Genomic DNA, 6,799 nt, shown 5'->3' on the forward strand with positions numbered 1-6,799 from the left:
ATTTTTAACTTTTTATACAGAGCACAGTGGTGCAACCACTATTGAAAATAGAAGATTACTAGCAACTAAAGCTTTTAATGTTTCATCTCATTATGATTCAGCTATTTTTAATTATTTCAACGAAACTCATGATGAAGTTGTATTAAAAATTAGTGAAACAAATGGAAAAGCACTTCGTTATGGAGAAAACCCTCATCAAAAAGGCTTTTTCTTTGGAAAATTTGATGATATGTTTAGTAAGTTACATGGGAAAGAATTATCATACAACAATTTATTAGACGTTGATGCTGCTGTAAATTTAATGAGTGAGTTTCAAAATAACGAACCAACATTTGCTGTTTTAAAACACAACAATGCTTGTGGAATTGCAACAAGAGAAACAATGAAAGAAGCTTATCTTGCTGCTCTTGCTGGAGACCCAACCTCTGCTTTTGGAGGCGTTTTAATTGCAAACGGTAAAATTGACAAAGCAACTGCTGAAGAAATTAATAAATTATTTTGTGAAGTCGTTATTGCTCCAGATTATGATAATGATGCTCTTGAAACATTAGAAGAAAAGAAAAATAGAATTATTTTAGTTCAAAAAGAAGCAGCACTTCCCTCAACTACAGTAAGAACTTGTTTAAACGGAATATTAGTTCAAGATAAAGACAACGTTACAGATACTAAAGAGCTATTAAAAACCGTTACTATAGCTAAGCCTTCTGACGAAGAGATTGAAGATTTAATTTTTGCTTCGAAAATATGCAAGCATACAAAGTCAAATACTATTGTTTTTGCAAAGAATAGACAACTTTTTGCTTCAGGAACAGGTCAAACATCTAGAGTTGATGCCTTAAAACAAGCTATTGATAAAGCTGTTTTTTTTGATTTTGATTTAACTGGTGCAGTTATGGCAAGTGATGCTTTTTTTCCGTTTCCTGATTGTGTAGAATTAGCAGACAAAGCAGGAATCACTGCAGTCATTCAACCTGGAGGCTCAATTAAAGATGAATTGAGTATTAATTATTGCAACGAAAACAATGTTGCAATGGTATTTACAGGAATTCGTCATTTTAAACATTAATTTTATTACTTTTGTATTCTAAAATAGCTAAATAGTAACTAATACCCTTTATTTAATATGGGATTTTTTGATTTCATGACCGAGGATATAGCAATTGACCTTGGTACCGCAAATACTTTAATCATTCATAACGACAAAGTTGTAATTGATAGTCCATCTATTGTTGCAAGAGACAGAATTACTGGAAAAATTATAGCTGTCGGAAAAGAAGCCAGTATGATGCAAGGTAAAACGCATGAAAACATTAAAACAATTCGTCCCTTAAAAGATGGTGTTATTGCTGATTTTGATGCATCGGAGAAAATGATAAGTATGTTTATCAAGAGTATTCCTGCCTTAAAGAAAAGATTATTTACTCCAGCATTGCGAATGGTTATTTGTATTCCTTCTGGAATTACAGAAGTAGAAATGCGTGCTGTAAAAGAATCTGCTGAAAGAGTAAATGGAAAAGAGGTATACCTTATTCATGAACCTATGGCAGCTGCAATTGGTATTGGAGTAGACATCATGCAACCAAAAGGAAACATGATTGTAGATATAGGTGGTGGAACTACAGAAATTGCAGTTATTGCTCTTGGTGGTATTGTTTGTGACAAATCAGTAAAAATTGCTGGTGATGTTTTTACAAACGACATTATCTATTACATGAGAACGCAACACAATTTATTTGTTGGAGAAACTACAGCAGAAAAAATTAAAATTCAAATTGGTGCAGCTATTGAAGAATTAGAAAATGCTCCAGAAGACATGTCCGTTCAAGGTAGAGATTTACTTACGGGTAAACCAAAACAAGTAGATGTTTCTTACAGAGAAATCGCTAAAGCTTTGGATAAATCTATTCAACGTGTAGAAGATGCTGTTATGGAAACTTTATCTCAAACACCTCCTGAATTAGCTGCGGATATTTACAACACTGGAATTTATTTGGCTGGCGGTGGATCTATGTTAAGAGGCTTAGACAAGCGAATATCATTAAAAACTGACTTACCTGTTTACATTGCCGAAGACCCTTTAAGAGCAGTCGTAAGAGGAACTGGAATGGCACTGAAAAACATAAACAAATACAAAGGAATACTTATCAAATAACAGAAAACGTAAATGCAGCAAATAGTAAACTTCTTTATTAAAAACAGCTATAAATTGCTGTTTTTGCTGCTTTTAGGCACATCTATTTTCTTTACTATTCAAAACAATTCTTACCATAAAAGCAGAACAATTAGTTCAGCAAATTATATAAGTGGTTCTGTTTATGAAAAAATTGATGAAGTCAATAAATATTTTGACTTAAAAGAAGTAAACCAAGAATTAGTTGAAGAAAACAGTAATTTAAAACAACTACTATACAATAAAAAAGACACTACTTTAACTGCTCCTATTGATCTTCCTGAAAACTTACTTCAATATAAAGTTATTCAAGCTAAGGTTATTAAAAACTCTTTTGATGTATATGATAATTATCTGACTCTTAATGCTGGAATAAAAGATGGCATAAAAGAAGATATGGGTGTTATTAATAGCAAAGGTGTTGTTGGAATTATAGACAAAACCACGAATGCTTATGCGACTGTTTTAAGTATATTAAATACAAAATCGCGGTTAAATGCAAAAATCAAGAACACCAATCATTTTGGAACTCTTACATGGGATGCTAAAAATGCTGGTTATGTTCAACTAGTTGATGTTCCTAGATTGGCTAACCTTAAAAAAGGTGACACTATTGTAACTGGTGGTCAATCTGTTATTTTTCCAGAAAACATTCCTATTGGAAGAATTGATAAAGCATATATAGATAAAAACACTAACTACTATACAATTAGCGTTAGATTATTTAACGATATGACAAACGTGGGATTTGTTTATATTATAGAAAATATAAAAAAGACTGAATTAATAGAATTACAAAACTCATACAATGAACAGTAGTCTTTTACTAAATATATTTAGATTTATTGTATTGATAGCTTTACAAGTATTAGTATTTAACAACATTAAGCTTTTTGGTTATCTTGACCCATTTCCGTATGTTCTTTTTATTATTCTATACCCAGTTAATAGCAATAGGTCTTTATTTTTATTTATGAGTTTTTTGTTAGGATTAACTCTAGATATGTTTGGTGACACTGGTGGAATACATGCAACAGCTTGTTTAATTTTAGCTTATATTAGACCTCTATTATTCAAATTTTCTTTTGGATTGAGTTATGAATATCAAACAATAAAAATTACCGAAAAAATTTCTTATGACCGAATTTCCTTCATAGTTCTGTCCGTTTTTGTTCATCACTTCCTTATTTATATGCTAGAATTATTGCGTTTTGGTTTAATTTTAGATATATTCCTTAGAACACTTTTAAATACTATATTCACAACCATTGTTTGTATTTTGACTATATATTTAATAAAACCAAATAAGCGATGAAAAAAATACTATTACCAGCAATAGTAATCATATCTGCAATAATTATTTTAATCAGACTCTTTTATCTTCAAATTATCGATGATAGTTTAAAAATTAAGTCAGACAATAATGCTATTAAAATTGCCTATGATTTTCCAGAACGTGGCTACATCTATGATAGAAACAGTAAATTATTAGTTGCCAATCAACCTTCATATGATATCATGGTAATTCCTAGAGAAATTAAGGAATTAGACACAGTAGAGTTATGTCAATTGCTTAAAGTTGATACGGACTATTTTAAAAAGAAAATAGAAAAAGCTATAGTTTATAGTCCTAGATTACCATCTGTATTTTTGCCACAGTTAACTAAATTAGAATACGCTGCCTTTCAAGAAAAGATAAGAAAATTCAAAGGATTCTATATTCAAAAACGTTTTTTACGCGATTATCAAATAGACTACGCTCCAAATGTCTTTGGATATATTAAACAAGTAAATGAAGCTCAAATTAACAAAAATCCTTATTACAAAAGTGGAGATCTAATTGGTGTTCAAGGTGTTGAACAAGAATACGAAGAAATTCTAAGAGGAGTAAAAGGGGTTAAATATTTTCAAAAAGATAGGTTTAATAGAATTATAGGTTCTTATAAGGATGGAAAATATGACACTATCCCTATTCAAGGAAGAGATTTAACATTAACCATTGATGCTGAATTGCAAAAATATGGGGAAGAATTAATGATTAATAAAAGAGGAGGAATTGTTGCTATTGAGCCTAAAACAGGAGAAATATTAGCACTTATCTCTGCTCCTTCTTATGATCCAGCTCTACTTGTTGGAAAAGATAGATCCAAAAATTACACCATGTTGTATTATGATTCTATTGCAAAACCTTTATACGACAGAAGTTTATTAGCTGAATATCCTCCTGGTTCACCTTTTAAAATTCTAACCGGACTAATTGGCCTACAAGAAGAAGTAATTGATGAAAACACTGGTTTTATTTGTCGTCATGGTTTTTCTTATGGACGTGGTGCTTTTATGAAATGTCACGATTCAGGAACTTCAATATTACATAACGGAATTTACAATTCTTGCAACACTTATTTTGCCAACGTTTTTAAAAGAACTATTGATAAATATAAAGATCCATCCTATAGTGTTGACAACTGGAATAGACATTTACAAAGCTTTGGACTAGGTAATTATCTTGGCTATGATTTACCTATTGGAAGAAAAGGTCGAATTCCTTCTTCAAGTTTATATGAGAAATTTTATCCAAATGGTGGCTGGAGAAGTAATACAATAATTTCAAACTCAATTGGTCAAGGAGAGATTGATGTTACTCCAATGCAACTTGCCAACATGATGGCAGCCGTTGCAAATGAAGGATATTATTACACACCTCACATTGTAAAGAAAATTAAAAATTTTGAGATTGATAAAAAATTCACAACTCGCCATCAAACGTCTGTTGATAAACAATATTTTAAACCAGTAATTGAAGGTTTATATGATGTATACAACATCGGAACAGCGAGAACTTTAAAAGTAGAAGGCCTTGCTATTTGTGGAAAAACAGGTACAGCTGAAAATTTTGCAAAAATCAATGGAGTTAGAACTCAATTAACAGACCATTCTATATTTGTGGCTTTTGCTCCAAAAGACAATCCAAAAATTGCCATAGCCGTTTTAGTAGAAAATGGATATTGGGGAAATAGATTTGCTGGCCCAATTGCTACTTTAATGATTGAAAAGTACCTTAATAAAGTAATAACCCGAACTGACTTAGAAAAAGCAATGCTTACTAAAAGCTTAGAATCGGAATATGCAAAAGTGATTAGCGGAAAACCTTTCACTATTAACCACTAATAAATGAAAAACCAAAGTGTAATAGCAAATATTGACTGGATAACCGTTTTTATCTATATAACATTAGTTATTATGGGTTGGATGAATATCTATTCTGCTTCATTACCTTTAGAAGAAACTTATATTTTAGATACTTCACAAATTTATGGAAGACAGTTGCTCTTCATAATTTTAACTATTCCAATTATTTTAATTGTCTTAAATATTAATGCCAAAATATTTGAAAAATTTTCTGTTGTTTTTTACATTATAGGAATACTTCTTTTATTAGGTTTATTTGTATTTGGAAGTTCCGTAAAAGGACAAACCAATTGGTATAAAATAGGTGGTTTTGGTTTTCAACCTTCAGAAATTGTTAAAATATCTTGCTCATTATTATTAGCAAAATATTTAAGTGATGCACAAATTAACTTAAAAATTAGAAAATTTCAATATATAGCCATAGGAATAATCATGATACCTGTTGGATTAATAATGTTGCAACCAGATGCTGGAAGTGCAATGATATTTTTAGCCTTAATTTTTGTATTAAACAGAGACGGACTTTCATCTTGGTATTTATGGACTGGTGTTACAGCAATTGTAGTATTCTTGTTGGCTTTGTTTGTAAAACCGATTTTCTTAGTCTCTTTTATATTAGTGTTTATGATAATTCACTTTATCTTTAATACTAAAATATCTAGAAACCCAATTATATATGTTTTGTTATTTATAATAATTACCGGATTTACTTTGTCGGTCGATTATGTATATGAAAATGTATTAGAACCTCATCAAAAAGATAGAATTGATGTGTTATTTAACGATAACGTTGACATGAAAAATGAAGGTTATAACTTAAACCAATCAATGATTACAATTGGATCTGGTGGTTTATATGGCAAAGGATATCTTGAAGGCACGCAAACTAAAGGAAACTTTGTTCCCGAACAACATACAGATTATATTTTTACAACGGTTGGAGAAGAATGGGGTTTTGTGGGTTCATTCGTTGTAATTGCATTGTTTGTTACACTAATTCTTCGGATTATAAAATTAGCAGAAAATCAAAAAACCAAATTTAGTCGTGTTTATGGGTATTGTGTAGCTACAATTCTTTTTACTCACTTTTTTGTAAACATTACTATGCTTATAAAATTATTTCCAACCATTGGAGTTCCATTACCTTTTTTCTCGTATGGTGGTTCAAGTTTATGGTCTTTTACTGTTTTACTATTTGTGTTTATAAAACTTGATGCCAATAAAGTAAATGAATGGTAATTAAAACTTCCAGTTTTTGTAACCATTGTTTGCTTCTAAACGATTTTCAACATCATCAGGTAAATTTTTAAAAAAATCAATTCCAGTCACCTTTTCTATATCATCAACAGGGACAACGAAATTGTATAAAGGTTTATTAGATTCCTTGTGAGGTACTAAAAAACCAATCATGTTCGACCTATCTTTAGTTAAAATAATTTT

At 30.4% G+C, this 6,799-nt stretch carries 7 protein-coding genes; 6 read left to right on the top strand and 1 reads right to left on the bottom strand.

Annotation, left to right across the window (positions count from 1 at the left end; all coding sequences use genetic code 11):
* From purH to rodA, 6 genes are all read left to right on the top strand, one after another.
* On the top strand, positions 1–1,066 hold a 1,066-nt coding region (purH, locus tag AACZ53_RS13135), incomplete at its 5' end, for a bifunctional phosphoribosylaminoimidazolecarboxamide formyltransferase/IMP cyclohydrolase (RefSeq protein WP_339839315.1).
* Between the two features lie 57 nt (positions 1,067–1,123).
* Entirely contained in the window at positions 1,124–2,152 is a 1,029-nt protein-coding gene (locus tag AACZ53_RS13140) for a rod shape-determining protein (RefSeq protein WP_026717393.1), read from the top strand.
* Between the two features lie 12 nt (positions 2,153–2,164).
* A complete protein-coding gene (gene mreC, locus AACZ53_RS13145; protein ID WP_339839319.1) occupies positions 2,165–2,989 on the top strand; it encodes a rod shape-determining protein MreC in 825 nt (274 codons plus the stop codon).
* A complete protein-coding gene (locus AACZ53_RS13150; protein ID WP_339839321.1) occupies positions 2,979–3,485 on the top strand; it encodes a rod shape-determining protein MreD in 507 nt (168 codons plus the stop codon). The genes mreC and AACZ53_RS13150 overlap by 11 nt, the downstream gene beginning before the upstream one ends.
* Complete coding sequence (mrdA, locus tag AACZ53_RS13155) at positions 3,482–5,338, top strand: penicillin-binding protein 2 (RefSeq protein WP_339839323.1); 1,857 nt, start codon at positions 3,482–3,484, stop codon at positions 5,336–5,338. The genes AACZ53_RS13150 and mrdA overlap by 4 nt, the downstream gene beginning before the upstream one ends.
* Positions 5,339–5,341: 3 nt before the next feature.
* Entirely contained in the window at positions 5,342–6,598 is a 1,257-nt protein-coding gene (gene rodA / locus AACZ53_RS13160; RefSeq protein ID WP_339839326.1) for a rod shape-determining protein RodA, read from the top strand.
* On the opposite strand, the gene AACZ53_RS13165 is transcribed toward rodA, so the two are convergent.
* On the bottom strand, positions 6,599–6,799 hold a 201-nt coding region (locus AACZ53_RS13165), incomplete at its 5' end, for a DNA/RNA non-specific endonuclease (protein WP_339839328.1).

The sequence above is a fragment of the uncultured Flavobacterium sp. genome (assembly GCF_963975005.1).
Lineage (GTDB): Bacteria > Bacteroidota > Bacteroidia > Flavobacteriales > Flavobacteriaceae > Flavobacterium.